Raw genomic sequence first — 20,544 nt, 5'->3', positions numbered from 1 at the left:
TCGGCAAACTCATGCAGCTATTCCACTTCGCTGAAGGTGATGGAGTTGGCAGGAAGATTGACTACATTATAGACGGTTTGATCCGGTTTGGATTGATTATTTACAATTCCGATAGTAGCGATAGAGATAACAAGCACACCTAATATGGAGAACAGTACGTATTTCTTTTTGAAAAGAGACATCATATCATCCTTTCTGTGCAGATTATTTTAAGATGAAGGTACGTCCTTTTTCGGGTTTCGACTATCTATAAACCAGCCTGGTCCTTGTACACTGAATACCTCTTGTTTATCATAGTCGTAGGAAACGGTAACATGTTCATCCTCATGTCCCTTGATGTAACCATATAGGTATAGGCGTGGATGGATGTAAGGAGCATCAATATCGTGACCCGTTACAATAAAGTCCGCATTATAGTACTTTTTTATATATTGAACACTTATGGGTTTGGCCGTTTCTACAATAACTTGCTTGTGTGAGGTAGACATACTAGAACAGCCTGCTAATAAGGATAAGAAAATAAGTAGAGTCAGAGCCAAAGGTTTTATTCTCATAGGTTTTAATTCTCCTTTTATGGAAATAAACTCTAAAGATACTCTATTATATATCATTGTAATAGACAAGGTGAGGCATCTTGACATATATAAATGTTAAGACCTATTGGGCCATTGATGTCTATCCAGATCAATTATGTAAGGAGGAACCTATGAAAACGATCATTTACATGGTCAGACATGCGGAGTCACCGTTTAACGAAGGAACAGAAAGAACGAGAGGACTTACCTTGAAGGGCAGGGAGGGTGCGGCTAAAGTAACAGAGATATTAAAGGAAGAAGGAATACATACCATCATTTCAAGTCCTTATGCCAGGGCTGTTTTAACCTTGGAGGGAGTTGCAACGGCTTTAGGGTTAGAAATCCAGCTCATGGAGGATCTGCGAGAAAGACATTTTTCCGATGGGGTTGTGGCGGATGAAGATTTTGCATCTGCTGAACAGCAGATGTTTGATGACCCTGATTACGCATTACCGGGAGGAGAATCGAACAGAGTCTGCCAGCATAGGGCTGTGACCGTATTGAAACAGATTGTAGAAGAGCATTTTGGGAAAAAAGTAGCGATCGGCACACACGGACATGTCATGACGTTAATAATGAATGAATTTGATCCAAGTTACGGATTGCATTTTATGAACCAGACTACGAAACCGGATATCTACCAATTACAATTTGACGGGCTAACCTTAGAGAAGGTGAGAAGGCTCTGGCAAGAATAAGAAAAAAGTGATTCGACAGGAGAGCTAGTACGTCATCTTGGTTATAGGTAAAATTTAAATAACATTGCGGCTGGAGGGAATAGCCCGGATGATATTACAAGAATTGTTTCAGGACAAACCGACGAAACCCTGGAGTAGATAGATTGGCTGGTATGCACATCAAGGAGAATGCAGATATTACGGAAGAATGGAGAGAGTGGTAGGATTGCTCGAAAAAGAGGGGAGAGAGTATGCATGGATCAACAGGAATATGGCCTCTATTGTTTAGCAATGGGTGGAGAAGAGTTTATGCCAGAAGATGGCGAACAGGTTGAAGCAGAGCATCTGTACGGATTTTTTCAGTGGTTTATGCCGTCGGGTGCAGGTGTTGAACGGGTATTTGAGTCGATTCCAGAGGGCCAGCTTTTCTTGAACAGAATACGTCCGATCTATGCGATGTTGAATCCGGAGGACTTCACCGGCGAATATGTGCCCGGTTATTTCAATGGTGGATATGAGGTTGCTTCCGAGGAAACGTTACGAAAATGGGGTCTGGAGCTCATTGTAGGCTTGAAAAGTCTGTTCTCTATGGTGCCAGAAGATGACGAATCAGCGGATATCGCTATGGAAGCATTACAAGAGCTGGCCTGTGTGCAGGAAGTGGTTGTGTTACCACAGGGTGAGCTTGGAAAGTTAGAGCAAAGAGCCATCCAAGGCACGGACGAAGAAGATAGCGAGGCGGTTTACGAAGCCCTCGGAGACCTTCTTAGCTCTCGCAGAAACTACGATGAAGCGATTGAAATCCTCAGCGAAGCCTACTATTCAATTGCTTGTGACTATTGGGTAGCCTATTACTTGCAATGGCCCCGTTATGAAGGTCTGCAGGAAGCAGAAAACTGCCTGTATCCATACTTCGAGTTGTACCGTTATGGTTATAATCTTCATTGGACTCAGACGAAATTATTCATAGGCAAGCGTTAGTCCTATTTAAGCTTACAGAAGGAGTATATGTATGGAGATTGAACTTACCAAAGAGTTTGCTTGTAAGCTTGGGATTATGCTCCAGAGTAAATTAATCTGGTACAAACACTTCCACCCGTTTTGTGATGACATTATTATGGAATATGAGGAGCCGCCGTATTGGATCATTGAATTAGCAACGATCAGATATCAAGGTGCGGCTATTGAGATCGTTAACAAATACATCCACTCCGAACCTTTTTGTACTTATTATAATCATACACATTTTGATCAGTATATTGCTTGTTTGTACATAAAATACGACAGAAGAGAATTATCCTGGGCCAGCTTTCTGATGGAAGCTGGACAGTATGCTGACGGTTGTGAAGCAGTGAAGGAGCCTTGTGAGTACTTTTTTGAATTATTAACTCATTATGAGGCCGAGGAATTTAACATCGAGCTGGAATATAAACAAAGAACAGAAATACAGGAAAAGTTCCAAGAAGAGATCCTTGAAGTGCAGGAAATCTATGATGTGTTTAGGGAATATTTTAGACAATATGTTAAAAAGGAAAAGGAGCAACCATGTAAAGGAAAGGAAAATGGTGCCTAATGGAGCGATATAAATCACCTCAAGGAAGACAGCTCATCTACCAGTCGTATGACAAGCTGCTGCAATCGTATGCTGTTCATATTGAAGAGGAATTTATTGAAACGAGCTTTGGACAGACACATGTGATTACTGCCGGAGATCCGCATAATCCTTCCTTGTTACTGTTCCATGGCACTGCGGATAATGCCGCAATGATGTGGATGTACAACATGAACGAGCTTTCCAAGAAGTTCTATGTCATAGCGGTAGATTCGATTGGAGGATCGGGGAAAAGTGAGCCGAACGCCGAATATTTCAAACGGTTTGATCAGGTGAAATGGATGGATGACATCATGGACGCTTTTCAGCTCCACAATTCATATATTTGCGGCGTGTCTTATGGTGCATATCTGTCCTATTTTTACACACTAAAAAGACCTGACAGAATCAGAAAAGCCATGTGCCTGGCAGGCGGAATTTCATCGAGTACGTTTGAAGTGATGGTCAAAATGATGAAAGCCTTTATGCCTGAAGCATTGTTCCTCTCGGAAAAAAATTGTGAGAAGCTGCTTCGAAAATTATGTGGCCCTAACTATGCGGTCTTTGCCGAGAATGAAGAATTGATGCGACACTGGACTTATTTGCTGAAGTATTTCAACAACAAGTCTATGATGAAACACCGGATACAATTTGTTGATGATGTGGAACTTGCCACACTGGTAGGAAAGGCCAAGTTTCTGATCGGGGAACATGACATCCTCTCTAACTATCCAAAAGCGATACATTGGCTACAGCGCAACCAGTTGAATTATGAGATCATTCGAGATGCAGGTCATGCCATTAACCACGAGCAGGCGGATCTGGTAAACCAGAAAATTATTGAATTCTGGAATGAATGATGGCTGTGGAGCAACAATTCAAAGGAGAGAGAACATGAAGCTTTTTCATGGAAAAGAAACCAACGATATACCGCAGATGCCTGCGATGCCGTCTATTTGTACACCTCTGGGCACCGTGGAATTCTCACTTTCGGTCTCCAACCAATCCTGTCTTGCAACAGAATGCGCCAAGCTCAAAAGCGGTGGGTGGTTGTATAAGTATTACTACGACTCATGGGACTGCGAACTCGCAATTTGTAGAGTGGATGTAGAACTTGCTTGCGATCAGGCAGTAGAAGAATGCTGGGGAGCTGTATTCAGAATCAAACCAAAGAATGATTACCAGATTGATGAGTGCAGCTTCACGGCTTCGTGGAAAGAGGGATATAACTGGACAAACTGTGGATCGGATACTGGAGAAGGACTCGAAGCGATTGAATATAAAAATCAAACGGTTCAGTTACATATCGGTACACAAGACGGAACGCTATTAATGATGAGGAGAAACCAAGGGGATCGGATTCCGAAATCCTATGGTGAAGGTATTGATGTTGAAGCACAGGGGTACATCCTGAGTTCTGGAAAAGGGATTAGTGTGCCCATGTCACAGATGGGATCGGATGAAGTATGTGAAATTCATGTTGTAATCGCTTGGAAGAAGTATGTAGAAGAAGATGTGTCTACCTGGCTCGCTGTGGATCAATTTTCAAAGGATATCTTAAAGGGAGAAGAGCTCAGCTAGGCAACACCAATTTAATAGATAAGGGTGAACCATATGGAACGAGGACTTATTATCTTTTTAAACGGAACGTCAAGTTCAGGCAAGACAAGCATTGCGCTGGAAATGAAAAAGCAAGGGGAAATGCCGCTGCATCATCTGTCCGTAGATCAATTTTTCAAAATTATGATCATTTCATAGATACGACATATCCCGATATGAAGCCAACAAGAGAAGTGGAGCCGGGTGTGATGTCAGATATCCTATTTGGCCCGATTGGTTCATTGTACTTCTCAACCATTAAACTGTTTTCGGAGCTGGGTCTGAATGTAATTGTGGATACGGTCATCAGCGATGACAAGTTGTTCAATGATTTTTATGATTTGCTTGCGGATTATCCGATATTGTTTGTTGGTGTACACTGCTCCAAAGAAGAACTTACCAGAAGAGAGCAGAGCCGGGGAGATCGCGAGATCGGGCTTGCTCATTCCCAGTTCGATTACATATACGCTTACGATGAGTATGATCTGGATGTGAATACAGAAGAACTCACTTCAGCTGCATGTGCGGAAAAAATACTAAGTTATATGAACTCCGGGCAAGAGTACTCGGCATTTAAGAAGTTAAGTCGAAGATAACTATATAAGTTGAAGAAAAGGGAATCCAAAAAAATCCGGGGATAACAGCGATGGGAAGGTTATTCTGTGGTCGGAGTGCTCCGTGTAAACATCTTTAGTTCAACTTATATAGAAGATAAGTGAAGGAGAAGGGGCGGCTAGTTATACTTTCATAAGGGTGTTGGACATCTTGAACCTAACGATTCTTCGTTAGGTTTTTTGCTTGTTTCTCCGAGATCACGTTAGATAAAGATAACGATCAGGTTTAGTGTAGAAGTCGTCTATATTATTGCAAATGGACACTCATGGTAATGTTAAGGCGAGTTGTAATCGCACCCATCGAATATTTTATTTATATATAGAATTGTTCTATAAGTAAACCCGTTGACGATGTTCCTGTTGGAATGCTATTTTTAGATCAATTAATTCCTAGTTAACATGTAAGAATTAGTGGTTTAAAATAATCGCACACATAACGGGGGAGAAAAACATGAAAAAATGGTCTTTTCTAACACTTACAACTGCAATCGTATTAGCGCTGACAGGATGCAGCACCGGGGGAGACACGAAGACGGCATCGGGAGCTGAGGGAGCGAAAGAACCAACCAAGATTATTGTGGGAACAGGCACGCAATTTCCGAATGTCGCTTTTATTGACGAAAATAACAAGCTGACGGGATACGATGTAGAACTAGTCAGAGAAATTGATAAACGGCTTGATGATTACGAGTTCGATCTGCAGACGATGGAGTTCACGAACTTGTTGCTCAGTCTCGAAACGAACAAAATTGACATGGTCGCGCATCAGATGGAGAAAAACCCGGAGCGCGAACAGAAATATCTATTCAATAAAGAAGCATATTCCCACTGGAAGAACAAAATCGCGGTTCTTAAAGATGACAATACCATTCATTCCATTGATGATCTGAAAGGCAAAAAAGTGTTAACGACAGCAACTAGCGCACAAGCCATCTTGCTGGAAAACTACAACAAGCAGAATAACAATGCACTAGATATTGTGTATTCAAGCGGTGTGGCCAACGATTCCATCGCACAGCTCAAGGCTGGACGGGTTGCAGCATTTGTAGCAGCGGATTTTACGCTTCCACTTATTGATCCAAGCGGCGAGCTGAAACTGGTCGGTCCACCACTCAGTGAATCGGATACCCTGTTTATGTTCCGCAAGGATGATCCTGAAGAACAGAAACTTGCGGATCGCATCGATGAAGCACTGAAGGAAATCAAGGCAGACGGTACATTGAAGAAACTGAGTGAGCAGTGGCTTGGCTTTGACGCTACGCAATCGGAAACGAAATAACACGTACAGGAAAGGCAGGTTGCAACGATGGGTGCACCATTTGAATTCAGTTATGTCATCGACTACTTTGTAAAGCTCTTACCCACCATCAGTACTACGCTTCTCATTGTAGTTAGTGCAATGGTGCTTGGTCTACTCATCAGCTCCATCGCGGCACTGCCGCAGATGTACAATATTCCGGTGCTGAAACAGCTGTCTAAGCTGTATGTGTCCTTTTTTCGCGGAACTCCGATTTTGATTCAACTGTTTTTGTTCTATTACGGCGTGCCGGAAATTTTAAGTTTGTTCGGTATTAATGCGAACCGCGCACCTGCCATCTACTTTGTCATTATGACTTACTCGCTCAATAGTGGAGCGTTTATGGTGGAGATGATTCGGGCTTCCGTCGCTTCCGTGGATCGGGGACAGGTCGAAGCAGCTTATGCCATGGGCATGTCTGGCCCACAAGCGTTCTTCCGGATTGTATTGCCGCAGGCTTATGTGACGGCATTGCCTATATTCGCCAACATGGTGATTGGTAGCTTGAAGGACACATCCCTTGCGTTCAGTGTGGGTGTCATGGAGATGACGGGCAAATCGTCTACGCTGGCAACGATCTCTCGTCATTTTATTGAAGCGTATATCTCGCTGGCGCTCATTTATTTTGTTTTGAGTTTTGTGCTGGAGAGGGTGTTCGGTGTACTTGAGCGGAAAGTGCAGAAGAGGGGGTTTGCTCCGATATGAGCTTTGATGCTTTCTTTGTATGGACCGCGTTCGTGCAACTTCTCGGTGTCATCCCGATTACACTGGCGATCACGGTGGTCTCGGTGGTACTTGGTTTTATCATCGGCACAGCGGTCGCCCTTCTCCGCCAGTTTCGGATTCCTGTACTAAGCCAGCTGGCGACGGCCTACGTTACGTTTATTCGCGGAACACCGATGATTACACATCTGCTACTGATCTATTTCGGACTGCCGATGATCATTGACAGCGTGTCTTCATCACTCGGACTTGGGTTCAACTCGTCATCCATTCCATTGATTGGTTTTGCTTATCTGGCGTTCTCGATTACGGCGGGTGCTTATGCGTCAGAGATTGTAAGGTCTGGTCTGCTCGCGGTGGATCGCGGTCAGATTGAAGCGGCGTATTCACTGGGCATGACAGCGACAAAGGCGCTGCGCAGAATTGTGTTGCCACAGGCTTTTGCAGCCAGTCTACCCAACGTTTCTAACATGCTGATTGGCATGTTGCATGGATCTACACTGGCATTTGCGGTCTCGGTGGTGGAGATTAACGCCAAGGCGCAAATTGTCGCATCGACCAACTGGAAATTTTTCGAGGCATATGTGGCGGCGGCCCTCATCTTCTGGGGACTGACCGTCATGATTGAAAGACTGACCGCAGTGGCAGAGAAGCGGTTCAGATCGTACAACCGGGGAGGCGTGTCATGATTGAACTCAAGCAAATACACAAAAGCTTCGGAGACAATAAGGTACTGTCAGGAATCGATCTGAAGGTGGCACGTGGAGAAGTTGTTGCGATTCTGGGGCCGAGTGGATCAGGCAAAACGACACTTCTGCGCTGCATGAACTATTTGGAAAAACCGGACTCCGGGCATATCACACTCGGTGATTTCACCTTGGATTACGGCAAGCATGCCAAAAAGGACATCCATGCCTTACGCCAAAAATCAGCGATGGTATTCCAGCAATACAATCTGTTCCGGCACAAAACAGCGTTGCAAAATGTCATGGAAGGACTTGTCGCTGTACGCAAAGTGGCGAAAGAGGAAGCACGGATGCGGAGTATCGCTTTGCTTGAAAAGGTAGGTCTCGGAAACAAGCTCGATTCATACCCTAGCCAGCTTTCAGGCGGACAACAACAACGTGTCGGGATCGCCCGGGCGCTGGCGATGAATCCAGAGGTGATTTTGTTCGACGAGCCGACTTCGGCACTGGACCCGGAACTTGTAGGCGAAGTGCTGGCGGTTATTCGCCAGATTGCGGAGGAAGGCATAACGATGATCATCGTGACTCACGAAATGGGTTTTGCCCAGGAGGTGGCGAATCATGTTGTCTTTATGGATGGCGGGGTCATTGTGGAAGAAGGAGAGCCGAAGCAGCTGTTCCGCTATCCGAAGGAAGAACGAACGAAGCAGTTTCTCAAACGCATTACGCCGGATAGTGCGTACTCCATATAAGAACACGGGATTAGAACCATGATTAAGGAATATCCAAGGGGGAAGAGATATGTCATTTACATTAGGGATTTTGGATCAAAGCATTATATTCCCGGGCCAGTCGGCTGCGGAGGCGTTGAAAAATACCGTAGAACTGGCGAAGCTTGCAGAATCACTTGGATATGACCGATTTTGGGTAGCAGAGCATCATGACTCGGAAGGTGTTGCCGGATCATCGCCGGAAGTGCTCGTGTCGTATTTGCTTGCTCAGACTCAAAAAATCCGGATTGGCTCCGGTGGTGTGATGCTCCAGCATTATAGCCCATATAAGGTGGCCGAAAGTTTCAATGTGCTTGCCACACTGGCTCCGGGACGGGTTGAACTTGGGATCGGGCGTGCCCCGGGCGGCTTGCCGCGTTCCACAAAGGCGCTACAAAAGGGAATCGCCGAGCCGGAAACACTGGATGACAAACTGGTAGAACTGAGAAACTTCCTGAATGCTCCGGCGGGTGAAACCCATGCGCAGCCAGGACTGACAGCACATCCGTTGCCGGGACAGCCGGCACGTATTTATATGCTGGGCACGAGTGTTTCCAGCGCGGAACTGGCAGCCAAGCAGGGGCTTCCTTATGCGTTCGCGCTGTTTATCAACAGTGATCCCGAAACAGCACGCGTTGCACTGGATACGTACCGCACGCAGTTTAACACGGAACATGGCGGAGAGCCCGAAGCCATTCTGGCTTTGTCGGTTATAGCTGCAGATACGGAAGAAGAGGCGAATGCGCTGGCGGGACAGCACAAAACCGTGCGTGCAACGCTGGCGAGTGGCAGAACCATAAATGTGCAGACGTTGGAGCAGGCAGCAGAATTCGCAAGACAGGCGGGAGAAACATTTACGGCGGTTGAACGCGAAGCGGACATTACACGCGGGACCAAGGAAACGGTGCGGAAGCGGCTGCTGGAGTTGTCGGAGGAATATGACGTGAATAGCTTTGTGTTTACAACGATTATTCCTGATTTTGAACAACGAACACGTTCATTCCAATTGCTGAAAGAAGCATTTACGGGGGAACTGGTGTAAACATAGCAAATCCTATCATCCGTATTGTAGTTAAACTTATATAGATCGGAGAGCGGTAATCATGGGGAACACAACAGTGAAGACAGAATCCATTATATCGGCATATGTACACGCTTATGAAGAGATTGAACAGGAGATTGCAGGTTTGACCGAGCAGCAGTTGAGGTGGAAGTCTTCTCCTTCCTCCTGGAGTGTTACGGAAGTGCTGGGACATCTGGTGGATCACAGTATCGTCGTATCCTTCCGCATCCGTGAAATATTAGCGGGATCACCAGTGACGCTGCCTGGGTTTAACCAGGATGCATGGGTTGCCGGACAAAAGGCAAATGAGGAGCAGATTTCTCAGTTGCTTACGATTGCTAATGGTCTGGTGCAGTACAACTCAGGACTACTGGAGCGGCTGAGCGACGAAGAATGGGAGAAAACCGGCATTAACTTCAAAGGCGAGACGGTATCTCTAGCTGCAATCATTCCTGCTTTTGTCGCTCATGTGCAGAACCATCTCGACCAGATTGGCAGAATCAAACAAGAGTTGGTTGAAAAGCAGGTGAAGTAATAGGAAATGCAATGATGAGAGCGACGGGAAGGCAGGTATCCGTTATGTCTGAGGCCAAATCTTTCTTTTAGCGTTGTCCTGCCCTACTAAGTAGATTTCATCAATATTCCCATATGTGTTAGAGAATGAAATGTTGAAGTCGTTATGACCTCCAATCGGAAGTTGGCTGCCTTTGATCTGGATGAATAGTGAATGATCATGATGTGAGATGTTGTAGCCGTGATATTTGCTGATACTGTCTCCAAATCCACCTTGTATCGTAATAAGCTCAGAAGAAACTTGTGTTTTCGTGACCATAATTTTTTCCGCATCGACAACCTTGTTCAACATATAAAATCCAATGATTATAGGAAAAGCAATAATGGCAACAGTGAAAACGGTAGTGATATACTTCCTATTTAGTTGCATACTCATGATTCACCCCATAGTTAGATGATATGAATCGATGTCTCCGTTATTATGGGGTATCGATTCTTTGGTTTTAACACAGACCTACATAGAGTATATAAGAAATGAAACGAACCTCCAATCCGAACGACTTATCTCCCTATATTCACAATTTTTCCGGTCCAATCGGGCTGGCTTGATGCCGCACGTACTAGCCCATCCGCACAATCTGCAAAAGGAAGTGCAGCAACTGGATTGATGCGAGCGAGTGGACCAGCCGTATATTCCAAGTTCCCTTCCGCATACTGAAGCACGGATGCACGCATGATGACCCATTCCAGATCACTTTGGATGAGCGCTTGTTCCGCGATATGTTTATCCTGAATGGCCTTCCAAAAAATACGGCGCATCAGATGCACGGCGAGACGGCTGACATAAGAAAATTCTCTACCATCGCTCAAATTAATGCCGCTCTGCATCACCATACGTTTAACCCCTGTATGCTGACAGGCCGAAATAATATTTGGAATTCCCACAGACATGACCGTACCTGGTGAGAAATTAGCCTTCATTGTACTTAAACCGGCACTGAGATTACCCAAGCCCTTCTTGGCGGAGGTGGATGATACATTGAGGGGAGGGCCTATACAACTGATGACAGCTTCTGCCCCTGAAATGGCCTGAATCATAACAGGTAAATCGAACACATCCCCTTTTCTAACAGTAAGTCCTTCTATTGGAGCAATGGCTTCGGGACGACGAGCAACGGCAATAACTTCATGCCCTAATCCAAGTGCGCGTTCAATCACTTTTTTTCCTGTTCCTCCGGTAGCCCCAATGACTGCGATTTTCATATGGTTAAACTCCATTTCTCACTGTGAATTAATGCACAGTAGTGTATTATTTATCAACTATGTATAATGGTATACGTAAATAAAAATCTTACAATGGCTAAAAGGCTGGATTGCGTGCAATTGTGCACAGATGGTTTGAAAATGTGTATTAACAATGAAGAAAAAGGGTGATATAAGGTGGTAAAGGTGGATCGAAGGATACGCAAATCCCAAGAAGCGATCAAAACGGCGGTTACTGAACTGATGATGAACAAAGATTTTGATCATATTACGATCCAGGACATTGCAGACAAAGCGGATATCAGCCGCAGAACGATCTATCTTCATTACACAGATAAATTCGATCTTCTGAATAAACTCATCACAGAGCATATTGAGAATTTGCGTGAAATCTGTGAATCTACGGAGATGGACACGGGTTATAACAACATGGTATTCGTGTGGTTTGAGTATTTTGAGAAGCATTTTTTATTTTTCTACGCATTGCTGGCGAGTAAAGGCAGTTCTTTTTTTCGTAAGCAGTTTCTGGACTTTTTTATTCATGAATTACAGAACGGGAACGAGAGCGAACCAGCTGTTATGAACACCGAATTAATGAAAGACCAGATTGTGGAGGTTCAGTTTGTGGGGGGAGCGATCATTGGGGTCGTCGAATGGTGGTTTACGCATGAAAGACCTCTCCCACCTTCCGTAATGGCTGAACGTATAGGAGCAATGCTTGAACGAAATCTGGATATGAATCCTTAAAAATATTCCTTTGGAGGAGATCCACTATGAATCCAGAAGAGCATATTGAGCAAATGTTACATACTATCATTGAGAACGCACAATCCATCATTAACGATAATCAGAAACAATCCTTCGGCTCACTGGAATATTTCCTGGGACATATTAGGGAGTATCGAGATGAAAAGCAGTACCTGACAGAGGATTGGCAGTTCCGTACACCGCGCTGGCTGGGGGAGTATGGCAATACGCCGGAGGAAGAAGAACTTCTTGCAGACATTTACCGTCTTCAGGCTTACATTGCTGAGAAATTAAAAGGCGGATAGTGGATAGGTGTAGGTAAAATATCAATGACGATGTCGCATTAGTCCGACTGAAATGTCGCAAAAGTACATGGTAACACGATACACAGATCGTTTATACTCTCTTTATGTTTCGATAATGAAAATCATTATCACTAGTATACATAAGGGGGATTTACAAATGAAACAAGGAACAAACGGGCAAGCAGCCGGAAGCAAAGGCTATCTTGCTCACAAATCACGATTACTGATGGGCTTGATGTTGGCCCTGATTCTTGTCCTGACGGCGTGCGGTGCCGGAACAGGTACAGATAGCGGTAAACAATCCGCGGCAACGCCTTCGGATACACCTGCAAGTACAGAGACGAAGACCGACGGCGCTTTTCCAGTAACGATCAAGGGTATGAAGGGTGACATCACTCTAAACGAAAAACCGAAGAAAGTGGCCGTGCTGGATGTTAAGTTTTTGGATCAAATGTTAGCGGTTGGCGAAAAGCCGGCAGGTAGTGTTATCGCTGGAGGTAACACTGATTTTCCAGAATACTTGGGTGATCAGGCGAGTGGCGTTGAAGTGCTGGGTACACGGGACGAGCCTAACCTGGAAGCCATTGTTGCACTTGACCCGGATCTGATCATCATGACCGACTTCCAAGAGAAGCAGTATGAGAGTGTAAGCAAAATTGCACCTACCCTGGTACTGGATTTCTACGAAGACTGGCGTGATACGTTAGCTACAGTAGCTAAGATTACGGACAAGCAAGACGAGGCAGAGAAAGTGCGCACAGCGTATGAAGAGAAAGTGGCAGGAATGAAAACAAAACTGGCTGAGAAGCTGGGTGATGAGACGGTAGCATTGATTCGTCCGCGTAAAGAAGGTATTCGCGTTCATGGCATCGAGCACCGCACAGGCGGCATTCTGTATAATGACCTGGGCTTGAAAATGCCTGCACTTGTTGAAGGAATCAAGGATGATACTTCCGTAGAAATCTCGATGGAGAAAGTCCCTGAAATTGGAGCAGATCGTTATTTTGTCCTGTCGGATGAACTGTTTGCCGCAGAAGCAGAAGCGATGGTGAACAATCCGGTATGGAAGTCTCTGGATGCTGTGAAAAATAACCGCACGTATGATGTAAACTCCACACTATGGATCGCATACTACGGACCGCTTGCGATTAATCTGATTGTAGATCAGGCTTCGGAAGCCCTGCTCGGATCGAACTAATATGAGCCGATATCTCTCGACAGACGCATGGAAAGAGACGGTGGAGGATCATTCGATTTTGCTTGGCGAGCCGCCTCAACATAGTGTCCGTAGCATTGCGCTGAGTGAGCTGCATGACGAAGAGGCGTGCCGAGAGTATATCAGCTGGTTTCAACATTATATCGATGCACCAGACATGAAGGTTGCCGCTTCGATGTTAGCCAAGCGAATTGGCTATCTATGGACGACTCCGCTCGTGACTGCGATGACATTTCATCATCAGCATGTAACCTTTCAGCTGGAGAACAGCTTTCTCTATCATCCGAAGCTCGAAGAACATGAGGAGGGTACACGATTTCCTTTTCTAGCGGTGAACGAGCTTCGGGCTGAAGAGCTGACGGGAGATAGACACGTTTGGCGGGAAAAGGCAGTCCAAGAGATGTTCGCGGTACAGCTTACACCTCTGTTAAAGACACTTGCTGCGATTGCACCCCTTTCGATGAGTATTCTCTGGGAGAATATCATGGTACGGATCGGGCGACTTTTCGCTCCTGATGAAGGTGAGACGGAGCAGGAACGTAAGATCATTCGAGAGGACTTCGCCTATCTGACGCAGGTAGCGTCCGGGCCAGTGTTTGGTGAGAGGAAGAATCCGTTAACCCGTTTTACCGAGTGTAAGAACGATGTGCATGTTGCCAAAAGTGATCGGCTCACCTGCTGTTTCTGGTACCAGATGTCAGGGGAATATTGCCTCAAATGTCCGAAAATTGACAATGAGAAAGAATCTCAACTACAATGACAACAGTAATGATTATACCTACGCGATTGTCAGGAGATGAGAGAAATGCCGCTGCAGGAACAGACAAGTGGTTGGAGTGACACAGCAATCAAGATGCTGGACGGATATAGCGGTACTCTGCAGACAGGCAGCGTTTTACACGAAACAAATGTAACTTCTAATGTGCTGCTGCTGGCCTACGGAGGGGAAGGGGAGCTTGCAATGGATGGCGAGGGTTGCCACATTGGAGCTTCTTTTGCCTGTCATGCGGTGAAGGGATCATCCTACACGCTGACGGCCAGATCAGAGGACATTCATTATATTGTGATCAAGTACAAGGCTTCTTCCATGGAGGGAGCCTCTATTGTTATGCCTTCGTACCGTAAACACCCGTTGCGTAGATCATTTGTACAGAACTCGGCAGCCCACGCCGAATGGATTGAGAATGCGGAAAAAATAGTAGCCAAATGGCGCCGCGGCGAAGGACTGGAACGATTTTATGCCAACGCTTTGCTCCAGGGCATGATCTATGAGCTAATCATGGCGTATGAACGTGGTCAGGGGGGAGCGGAGTCCGATATGGTGGATGTGGTCGCTTCCTATATTGCGTCGCACTATCGTCAGAACCTGGAGCTGAAAGAGCTGGCAGCCCTTGCGGGCTGTAGCGTAAGACAACTACAGCGCCGTTTCAAACAAGAAAAGCAGCTCGGCCCGATGGAGTACGTCATCCAGCTACGCATGGAAAGTGCTTCGCGCATGCTGCGTCATACGGATGCTTCAATAGGAGAAATTGCAGACAAGCTGGGCTATCGAGATATGTATTATTTCAGCAGGGCTTTTAAAAAGTATGTAGGCGTCCCACCACTACATTATCGGCATGCCGCCGCGTCGAGAACCGATGCAGACTATGCGAAGGCTTTGTTGCAAAACCGCACAGCTTCATCCTATGAATCAGCCCAAGGCCCGGTCATCTGCCATATGCAAGGGGAATACATCGTCACTGAAACACCGCAGCGTATCGCTGTCCTCGATGTGCAGTATGCCGATCACTTGCTTGCGCTGGGTTTGTCTCCGGTAGGGAGTGTCGGACTAGGAAGCAGCGTGTTATCTTTTCCCCAACCCCTTCAGGCAGGACTCAAGCACACCGATTTACTAGGTACATATGAATATCCCGATCTGCCTGCGGTGGAACGACTTGCACCGGATCTAATCATCTGCACCGAGGTACATGAGCAGTATCTTGAACGATTAAGTGGGATCGCTCCAGTGCTCATGTTCAAACGTAACGAAAACTGGCAGACGATCCTTAGTCTGTTCGGTGAACTGACAGGCAAGCGAGCAGAGGCCAAGCAGATTAATGCCGACTATCTTCGCAGAACGGCTTTGCTGGCTGAGGAACTAGCTACAGTATTGGCAGGCAAAAGTGTGGCCCTGATCCGTCCGTTGGACTCGCTCGTTCGTGTCCATTCCGCCGCTCATCGTACAGGTGCTGTGCTGTACCGTGATCTAGGTCTGCCTGCACCATTGTTTGTGGCTGACACCTCCGATACGGCCTATCATATTTCGGTTGAGAGATTACCCGCAGTGCAGGCAAGTCACTACTTTCTGCTGAGTAATAAACTTATGCAGGATGGGATATCGGCAACAGAGCAGCGGGTTTTGGAGATGCTTGGTGGGGGAGAGGAGCAGCGAGTACATTCGGTGGATGCGGCGACTTGGATTGGTTGCTATGGGCCGATGGGGATCAATGGAATTGTGGATCAGATGGAAAAAGCGTTGTTGGGGTTTACATAAAGCATTTACCCTAATCGGGGTTCAAATAGCTATTCGAAAGACTATAGACAGGTCATCTTTTCTCTCCGTAAAGAGGATAAGTGACCTGTTTTTTTTGGTTTTAATGAGTCGGAATAGGGCGAAAGTTCTAAAGATAGTTCTTAAAGCACAAGAATTCTTTTCGATAATATCGCAAAATGGATTTTGTCTATGTAGTAAAGGTTTTAAAAGGGGTTCAACTAATTCTGGTGTTAATTAATGTTTATGTTTCAGCAATAGTGAGATTCAGGATTAAATCTAAACGATAGGGAGAGTAGTCGATGAAGAGCTTATTACGAAAAATGTTAGTCCTGGTCACCATTGCGTTAACCTTTCAGGCGGGATTCGGTAATTATATTACGCCGACAACCTTTGCAGCAACGGGTCCCGTATTAACTTTAACTGGAGGTACTGCTTCATTCGTGGCTGGAGATAATGCGTCCTCAACTCCGGTTGCGATCGACTCTGGCATAACGGTAACCGCGGATAGCATCAATACCCTTGCAAGCGCAACAGTAGCGATTACAGGTAATTTTCATGCTGGAGAAGATATGCTGATGTTCATTAATTACGGACAGAATATGGGGAATATTACAGCCAGTTATAATGCAGGTACTGGCGTGCTGACGCTGACATCATCAGGCGCAACCGCAACGTTGGCGCAGTGGCAGAACGCTCTGAGATCAATTACTTATAGCAATGCAGCGATTACGCCAAATACGGCGACACGTACGGTTAGCTTTACGGTGACGGACGGTGTGGATACAAGTAACACGGCAACACGAATTATAACGGTTACAGCTACCGACCAGACACCAATCGTGACCACAAGTGGTGGTTCGGCGAATTACATCTCCGGAGCTTCGACTCCGTTGGCGATCGACAGCGGTCTAATGGTATCAGACCTAGACAATGCAACCTTGGCCAGCGCAACGGTTAGCATCACGAGCAACTTCGACGCGGGAAAAGACGTATTGGCATACACTAATGATGGGGCGAGCATGGGAAATATCGTGGCGAGTTATAATTCATCTACTGGCGTGATGACGCTGACATCATCAGGCGCAACTGCAACGTTGGTGCAGTGGCAGAGTGCGTTGAGAAGTATTTCATTCTCAAGTACAAGTGCCACGCCAGGGCAGCGTATCATTAGCTATGCCGTAAATGATGGAATGAAGACCAGCGGTGCTGCTACACGTTCAGTGGAAGTAACGGTGATCACGCCTCTGATGCTGACGACAAACAGCGGTTCGACTTCATTCGTGGCTGGAGATAATGCGTCCTCAACTCCGGTTGCGATCGACTCTGGCATAACGGTAACCGCAGATAGCAACACTACGCTTGCAAGCGCAACAGTGGCGATTACAGGCAATCTTCGCGTTGGAGAAGATGTGCTGATGTTCATTAATGACGGGTTGAACAAGGGAAATATTACAGCCAGTTATAATGCAGCTACTGGCGTGCTGACGCTGACATCATCGGGCAGAACGGCAACGTTGGTGCAGTGGGAAGCCGCTTTGAGGTCGATAAATTATACGAATACAGCGATTACGCCAAATACAGCGACACGTACGGTTAGCTTCACGGTGACGGACGGTGTGGATACAAGTAGTACGGCGACACGAAATATAACGGTTGCCGCTACGGACCAGTCACCAATCGTGACCACAAGTGGTGGTTCGACGAATTACATCTCTGGAGCTTCGACTCCGGCGGATATTGACAGCGGTCTAACGGTATCCGACCTAGATAATGCAACCTTGGCTAGCGCAACGGTTAGTATTATGAGCAATTTCGACGCGGGAAAAGACGTATTGGCATACACCAATGATGGGGCTAGCATGGGAAATATAACGGCGAGTTATAATGCCTCTACTGGTGTAATGACGCTGATATCATCTGGCGGAACCGCAACGTTGGCGCAGTGGCAGAGAGCGTTGAGGGGAATTTCGTTCTCAAGCACGAGCGCCACGCCAGGGCAACGCAATATTAGCTATATCGTAAGCGACGGAACAAAAGCAAGCGTTGCTGCTACACATCCTGTGGAAGTGGCGGTGATCGCGCCTCCGATGCTGACTACAAGCAACGGTTCGGCTTCATTTGTGGCTGGGGATAATATACCTTCAACTCCGGTCGTTATCGACTCTGGCATAACGGTAACCGCAGATAGCAACACCACGCTTTCAAGCGCAACAGTGACCATTACAGGTAATCTTCATGTTGGAGAAGATGTGCTGGGTTTCATCAATGACGGGCTGAGCATGGGGAATATTACAGCCAGTTATAATGCATCTACGGGTGTGCTGACGCTGACATCATCGGGCGGAACTGCAACGTTGGCGCAGTGGCAAGCTGCCTTGAGATCGATTACTTATACCAATACGGCGATCAAGCCAAATGCGGCGACACGTGTAGTAAGCTTCATGGTGACGGATGACGACAATGTGAGCAATCCAGCGACACGAACTGTGATGGTGATGGATACCAACCAGACACCTATTGTGACCACGAGTGATGGTTTGACCAATTACATCTCTGGAACTTCGACTCCGGTTGCTATTGACGGCGGTCTGGCGGTATCCGATTTGGATAATGCAACCTTGGCCAGTGCAACGGTTAGCATCACGAGCCACTTGGACGCGGGAAAAGACGTATTGGCTTACACCAATGATGGAGCGAGCATGGGGAATATTACGGCGAATTATGATGCTCTCATGGGTGTTCTGACGCTGACGTCCGCAGGTGGAACCGCAACGTTGGCGCAGTGGCAGAACGCATTGCAAGCAGTTACTTACAGTAACACACAAGTTTCTACGAATATGACGACGCGCACGATCAGCTTTACCGTAAGCGACGGCAACAAAATGAGCGGCATCGCAACAAAGAGCATTACCTTGCAGGGATTAAACAGTTTAAAGACGGATACGAATACGTTGAGCGTATCGACCGGACAAACGGTTTCTGTAGCGATTACAGCTGTTTTCTCAGATCAGTCGCAAAAAGATGTGACCTCATGGGTAACCTGGACTGTTCGTAATCCGTCAATTGCTATTGTTAGCAGTGGGAGGGTTACAGGTAAGACAGCGGGCAGCACTGTCGTCAGTGCTGTGTATGGAACCCAATCGGTAGATATCAACATAACAGTAACTGGCACGCCAGTTTCGGGGTCAGGATCTTCTCCGAGCAGTTCAACCAATACAAGCACTTCAATCGATAATAGTACTCCGGCTAAAACGGAACCTTCAATACCTCCTGCTAAGGAGACCAAGCATTTTCAAGCTCTTGTTGAAACCGATCGGCTCGTAGCTTTTATACAAAAGTCATTGGCAGGTAATTCTGTAACGTTCCGGGATGTAGCGTCCCACTGGGCTTCCAAAGATATTTTGTCCGCTACCAAGATAGGTATAATCAATGGCTACCCAGACGGCAGATTCAAACCGGATGTTTCTATTACAAGGGCAGAGTTCAGCACACTTCTTGTTAAAGCATTTGCTCTGCGCTCAGGAAGCGGAATGTTTGAGTTACGGGATATTCAAAACTCCTGGGCGCGAGACTCTATAGCAATTCTTGCTTCCAATGGAGTTATCAACGGGTACTCTGACGGAACGTTCCACGCTGATTACAGGATTACACGAGCCGAGATGGTTGCTATGATCTCAAAAATCCTGATTTTTCAGAATAGTGTATCTGGCGATGCAGCAACATTCGTTGACGTAGCACCCAAGCATTGGGCGAAGGAGATCATTGAAACGGCTGCAAAAGCGGGTATACTGGAGGGCAAGAGCCAGAATCGGTTTGAACCGGACGCCAATCTCACGAGGGCGGAAGCCTTAACGGTAATCATGCGCATGCTGAGAGAGAATCCAACGATAGATCAATTGCTGGGTTAACCATGAAATAGCTCATAGCTTTTAAACTAAGTAGATATAAACAAAGAAAAGTCCCCCTTTTCGGTAAGCAGTGTATGGATAAAACCTGCTACGGTGAAGGGGGATACCTATTTAAATTTGGTTTTTTGTATATACCTTCAGGGAGGGATAGTGTCTGTCTTCATACTTAAAAAATAGTAGTTTACAAAAACAAACACCTTCTTTTTCTTATCGCCTTCTATGTTTATGTAGACATGGGGGCCTAACGAGATTACATTAGCGATGATGTATATTGGAAAATATCTGCACTTGCTTACTAAGACAACGTTTAAACTGAGCACCTCTTAAAGATGAGCGGGATTATGCGTAATTGAAATCCATTGAACATGAGAGTGCCAAGCTCCAGAATAAAGTGTCGGGTTTCGATTTCGTTGTCCTCCACAAAAAAATCAGACGAATCAGATTGTCATCAGTCACAGAGTAAC

General features: G+C 46.1%; 23 protein-coding genes. 19 read left to right on the top strand and 4 right to left on the bottom strand.

All coding sequences use genetic code 11. The annotated features are described in order from the left end of the window. Positions 1–17 precede the first annotated feature (17 nt). Together J2T16_RS22120 and J2T16_RS22115 are read right to left on the bottom strand one after the other, a co-directional pair. Positions 18–182, bottom strand: a complete 165-nt coding sequence (locus tag J2T16_RS22120) for a hypothetical protein (protein ID WP_499019275.1) — start codon at positions 180–182, stop codon at positions 18–20. Positions 183–209: 27 nt separating this feature from the next. Further along, positions 210–488: a hypothetical protein gene (locus J2T16_RS22115; RefSeq protein ID WP_260510691.1), complete on the bottom strand. Its 279-nt coding sequence runs from the start codon at positions 486–488 to the stop codon at positions 210–212. Between the two features lie 218 nt (positions 489–706). On the opposite strand from J2T16_RS22115, the gene J2T16_RS22110 reads away from it, so the two are divergent. From J2T16_RS22110 to J2T16_RS22050, 13 genes are all read left to right on the top strand, one after another. Then, positions 707–1,273 carry a histidine phosphatase family protein gene (locus J2T16_RS22110; protein WP_221787096.1) on the top strand — a complete coding sequence of 189 codons (567 nt, stop codon included), beginning with the start codon at positions 707–709 and terminating at the stop codon, positions 1,271–1,273. 234 nt (positions 1,274–1,507) lie between these two features. Further along, a complete protein-coding gene (locus J2T16_RS22105; protein WP_221787095.1) occupies positions 1,508–2,233 on the top strand; it encodes a hypothetical protein in 726 nt (241 codons plus the stop codon). Positions 2,234–2,264: 31 nt separating this feature from the next. After that, positions 2,265–2,825, top strand: a complete 561-nt coding sequence (locus J2T16_RS22100) for a hypothetical protein (RefSeq protein WP_221787093.1) — start codon at positions 2,265–2,267, stop codon at positions 2,823–2,825. Continuing rightward, positions 2,825–3,703, top strand: a complete 879-nt coding sequence (locus J2T16_RS22095; RefSeq protein WP_221787092.1) for an alpha/beta fold hydrolase — start codon at positions 2,825–2,827, stop codon at positions 3,701–3,703. Before J2T16_RS22100 ends, J2T16_RS22095 begins: the two co-directional genes overlap by 1 nt. Positions 3,704–3,737: 34 nt before the next feature. After that, the gene (locus tag J2T16_RS22090) at positions 3,738–4,424 is read left to right on the top strand and encodes a hypothetical protein (RefSeq protein ID WP_499019274.1); all 687 of its coding nucleotides are present in this window, start codon (positions 3,738–3,740) and stop codon (positions 4,422–4,424) included. 33 nt (positions 4,425–4,457) lie between these two features. After that, positions 4,458–4,601 carry a phosphotransferase-like protein gene (locus tag J2T16_RS22085; RefSeq protein ID WP_499019272.1) on the top strand — a complete coding sequence of 48 codons (144 nt, stop codon included), beginning with the start codon at positions 4,458–4,460 and terminating at the stop codon, positions 4,599–4,601. Positions 4,602–4,618: 17 nt separating this feature from the next. Beyond that, positions 4,619–5,038 carry a phosphotransferase-like protein gene (locus tag J2T16_RS22080; RefSeq protein ID WP_499019271.1) on the top strand — a complete coding sequence of 140 codons (420 nt, stop codon included), beginning with the start codon at positions 4,619–4,621 and terminating at the stop codon, positions 5,036–5,038. A 469-nt stretch (positions 5,039–5,507) separates the two neighbouring features. After that, entirely contained in the window at positions 5,508–6,335 is an 828-nt protein-coding gene (locus J2T16_RS22075) for a transporter substrate-binding domain-containing protein (protein WP_499019270.1), read from the top strand. A gap of 27 nt (positions 6,336–6,362) precedes the next feature. Continuing rightward, the gene (locus J2T16_RS22070) at positions 6,363–7,058 is read left to right on the top strand and encodes an amino acid ABC transporter permease (protein WP_499019269.1); all 696 of its coding nucleotides are present in this window, start codon (positions 6,363–6,365) and stop codon (positions 7,056–7,058) included. Then, positions 7,055–7,765: an amino acid ABC transporter permease gene (locus tag J2T16_RS22065; protein WP_499019268.1), complete on the top strand. Its 711-nt coding sequence runs from the start codon at positions 7,055–7,057 to the stop codon at positions 7,763–7,765. Before J2T16_RS22070 ends, J2T16_RS22065 begins: the two co-directional genes overlap by 4 nt. Further along, positions 7,762–8,514: an amino acid ABC transporter ATP-binding protein gene (locus J2T16_RS22060; RefSeq protein ID WP_499019267.1), complete on the top strand. Its 753-nt coding sequence runs from the start codon at positions 7,762–7,764 to the stop codon at positions 8,512–8,514. Before J2T16_RS22065 ends, J2T16_RS22060 begins: the two co-directional genes overlap by 4 nt. Before the next feature lie 49 nt (positions 8,515–8,563). After that, positions 8,564–9,574 (top strand): LLM class flavin-dependent oxidoreductase, encoded by a 1,011-nt coding sequence (locus tag J2T16_RS22055; protein ID WP_499019266.1) that lies wholly within the window; start codon positions 8,564–8,566, stop codon positions 9,572–9,574. Positions 9,575–9,635: 61 nt separating this feature from the next. Then, positions 9,636–10,130: a DinB family protein gene (locus J2T16_RS22050; protein WP_499019265.1), complete on the top strand. Its 495-nt coding sequence runs from the start codon at positions 9,636–9,638 to the stop codon at positions 10,128–10,130. 42 nt (positions 10,131–10,172) lie between these two features. Here the strand turns inward: J2T16_RS22050 and J2T16_RS22045 are convergent, their stop codons facing one another. Together J2T16_RS22045 and J2T16_RS22040 are read right to left on the bottom strand one after the other, a co-directional pair. Continuing rightward, positions 10,173–10,544 carry a hypothetical protein gene (locus tag J2T16_RS22045; protein ID WP_499019264.1) on the bottom strand — a complete coding sequence of 124 codons (372 nt, stop codon included), beginning with the start codon at positions 10,542–10,544 and terminating at the stop codon, positions 10,173–10,175. 125 nt (positions 10,545–10,669) lie between these two features. Beyond that, positions 10,670–11,371 carry an NAD(P)-dependent oxidoreductase gene (locus tag J2T16_RS22040; RefSeq protein ID WP_499019262.1) on the bottom strand — a complete coding sequence of 234 codons (702 nt, stop codon included), beginning with the start codon at positions 11,369–11,371 and terminating at the stop codon, positions 10,670–10,672. A gap of 186 nt (positions 11,372–11,557) precedes the next feature. Between J2T16_RS22040 and J2T16_RS22035 the strand changes: the two genes are divergently transcribed. The 6 genes from J2T16_RS22035 to J2T16_RS22010 all read left to right on the top strand — a co-directional run bounded on the left by J2T16_RS22035 (position 11,558) and on the right by J2T16_RS22010 (position 20,080). After that, positions 11,558–12,118: a TetR/AcrR family transcriptional regulator gene (locus J2T16_RS22035; protein ID WP_499019261.1), complete on the top strand. Its 561-nt coding sequence runs from the start codon at positions 11,558–11,560 to the stop codon at positions 12,116–12,118. A gap of 26 nt (positions 12,119–12,144) precedes the next feature. Next, positions 12,145–12,423 carry a hypothetical protein gene (locus tag J2T16_RS22030; RefSeq protein WP_499019260.1) on the top strand — a complete coding sequence of 93 codons (279 nt, stop codon included), beginning with the start codon at positions 12,145–12,147 and terminating at the stop codon, positions 12,421–12,423. A gap of 157 nt (positions 12,424–12,580) precedes the next feature. Further along, positions 12,581–13,621, top strand: a complete 1,041-nt coding sequence (locus J2T16_RS22025; RefSeq protein ID WP_154887198.1) for an ABC transporter substrate-binding protein — start codon at positions 12,581–12,583, stop codon at positions 13,619–13,621. Between the two features lies 1 nt (position 13,622). Next, the gene (locus J2T16_RS22020) at positions 13,623–14,399 is read left to right on the top strand and encodes a ferric iron reductase (RefSeq protein WP_499019259.1); all 777 of its coding nucleotides are present in this window, start codon (positions 13,623–13,625) and stop codon (positions 14,397–14,399) included. Positions 14,400–14,444: 45 nt separating this feature from the next. After that, entirely contained in the window at positions 14,445–16,172 is a 1,728-nt protein-coding gene (locus J2T16_RS22015) for a helix-turn-helix domain-containing protein (RefSeq protein WP_499019258.1), read from the top strand. A gap of 299 nt (positions 16,173–16,471) precedes the next feature. Next, positions 16,472–20,080 (top strand): S-layer homology domain-containing protein, encoded by a 3,609-nt coding sequence (locus J2T16_RS22010; RefSeq protein ID WP_499019257.1) that lies wholly within the window; start codon positions 16,472–16,474, stop codon positions 20,078–20,080. Positions 20,081–20,544: the final 464 nt, after the last annotated feature.

The organism is Paenibacillus intestini (genome assembly GCF_030803945.1).
Taxonomy (GTDB): Bacteria; Bacillota; Bacilli; order Paenibacillales; family Paenibacillaceae; genus Paenibacillus; species Paenibacillus polysaccharolyticus.
Note: the sequence above shows the minus strand (reverse complement) of the source record. Positions and strands in the feature narration are given on the sequence as shown.

Coding starts and splice junctions, on each gene's coding strand:
- J2T16_RS22025 (WP_154887198.1), top strand. CDS start 12,581: ATGAAACAAGGAACAAACGGGCAAGCAGCCGGAAGCAAAGGCTATCTT.
- J2T16_RS22075 (WP_499019270.1), top strand. CDS start 5,508: ATGAAAAAATGGTCTTTTCTAACACTTACAACTGCAATCGTATTAGCG.
- J2T16_RS22090 (WP_499019274.1), top strand. CDS start 3,738: ATGAAGCTTTTTCATGGAAAAGAAACCAACGATATACCGCAGATGCCT.
- J2T16_RS22045 (WP_499019264.1), bottom strand. CDS start 10,544: ATGAGTATGCAACTAAATAGGAAGTATATCACTACCGTTTTCACTGTT.
- J2T16_RS22055 (WP_499019266.1), top strand. CDS start 8,564: ATGTCATTTACATTAGGGATTTTGGATCAAAGCATTATATTCCCGGGC.
- J2T16_RS22030 (WP_499019260.1), top strand. CDS start 12,145: ATGAATCCAGAAGAGCATATTGAGCAAATGTTACATACTATCATTGAG.
- J2T16_RS22095 (WP_221787092.1), top strand. CDS start 2,825: ATGGAGCGATATAAATCACCTCAAGGAAGACAGCTCATCTACCAGTCG.
- J2T16_RS22040 (WP_499019262.1), bottom strand. CDS start 11,371: ATGAAAATCGCAGTCATTGGGGCTACCGGAGGAACAGGAAAAAAAGTG.
- J2T16_RS22105 (WP_221787095.1), top strand. CDS start 1,508: ATGGATCAACAGGAATATGGCCTCTATTGTTTAGCAATGGGTGGAGAA.
- J2T16_RS22120 (WP_499019275.1), bottom strand. CDS start 182: ATGTCTCTTTTCAAAAAGAAATACGTACTGTTCTCCATATTAGGTGTG.
- J2T16_RS22085 (WP_499019272.1), top strand. CDS start 4,458: ATGGAACGAGGACTTATTATCTTTTTAAACGGAACGTCAAGTTCAGGC.
- J2T16_RS22100 (WP_221787093.1), top strand. CDS start 2,265: ATGGAGATTGAACTTACCAAAGAGTTTGCTTGTAAGCTTGGGATTATG.
- J2T16_RS22070 (WP_499019269.1), top strand. CDS start 6,363: ATGGGTGCACCATTTGAATTCAGTTATGTCATCGACTACTTTGTAAAG.
- J2T16_RS22050 (WP_499019265.1), top strand. CDS start 9,636: ATGGGGAACACAACAGTGAAGACAGAATCCATTATATCGGCATATGTA.
- J2T16_RS22015 (WP_499019258.1), top strand. CDS start 14,445: ATGCCGCTGCAGGAACAGACAAGTGGTTGGAGTGACACAGCAATCAAG.
- J2T16_RS22010 (WP_499019257.1), top strand. CDS start 16,472: ATGAAGAGCTTATTACGAAAAATGTTAGTCCTGGTCACCATTGCGTTA.
- J2T16_RS22080 (WP_499019271.1), top strand. CDS start 4,619: ATGAAGCCAACAAGAGAAGTGGAGCCGGGTGTGATGTCAGATATCCTA.
- J2T16_RS22065 (WP_499019268.1), top strand. CDS start 7,055: ATGAGCTTTGATGCTTTCTTTGTATGGACCGCGTTCGTGCAACTTCTC.
- J2T16_RS22115 (WP_260510691.1), bottom strand. CDS start 488: ATGTCTACCTCACACAAGCAAGTTATTGTAGAAACGGCCAAACCCATA.
- J2T16_RS22020 (WP_499019259.1), top strand. CDS start 13,623: ATGAGCCGATATCTCTCGACAGACGCATGGAAAGAGACGGTGGAGGAT.
- J2T16_RS22060 (WP_499019267.1), top strand. CDS start 7,762: ATGATTGAACTCAAGCAAATACACAAAAGCTTCGGAGACAATAAGGTA.
- J2T16_RS22110 (WP_221787096.1), top strand. CDS start 707: ATGAAAACGATCATTTACATGGTCAGACATGCGGAGTCACCGTTTAAC.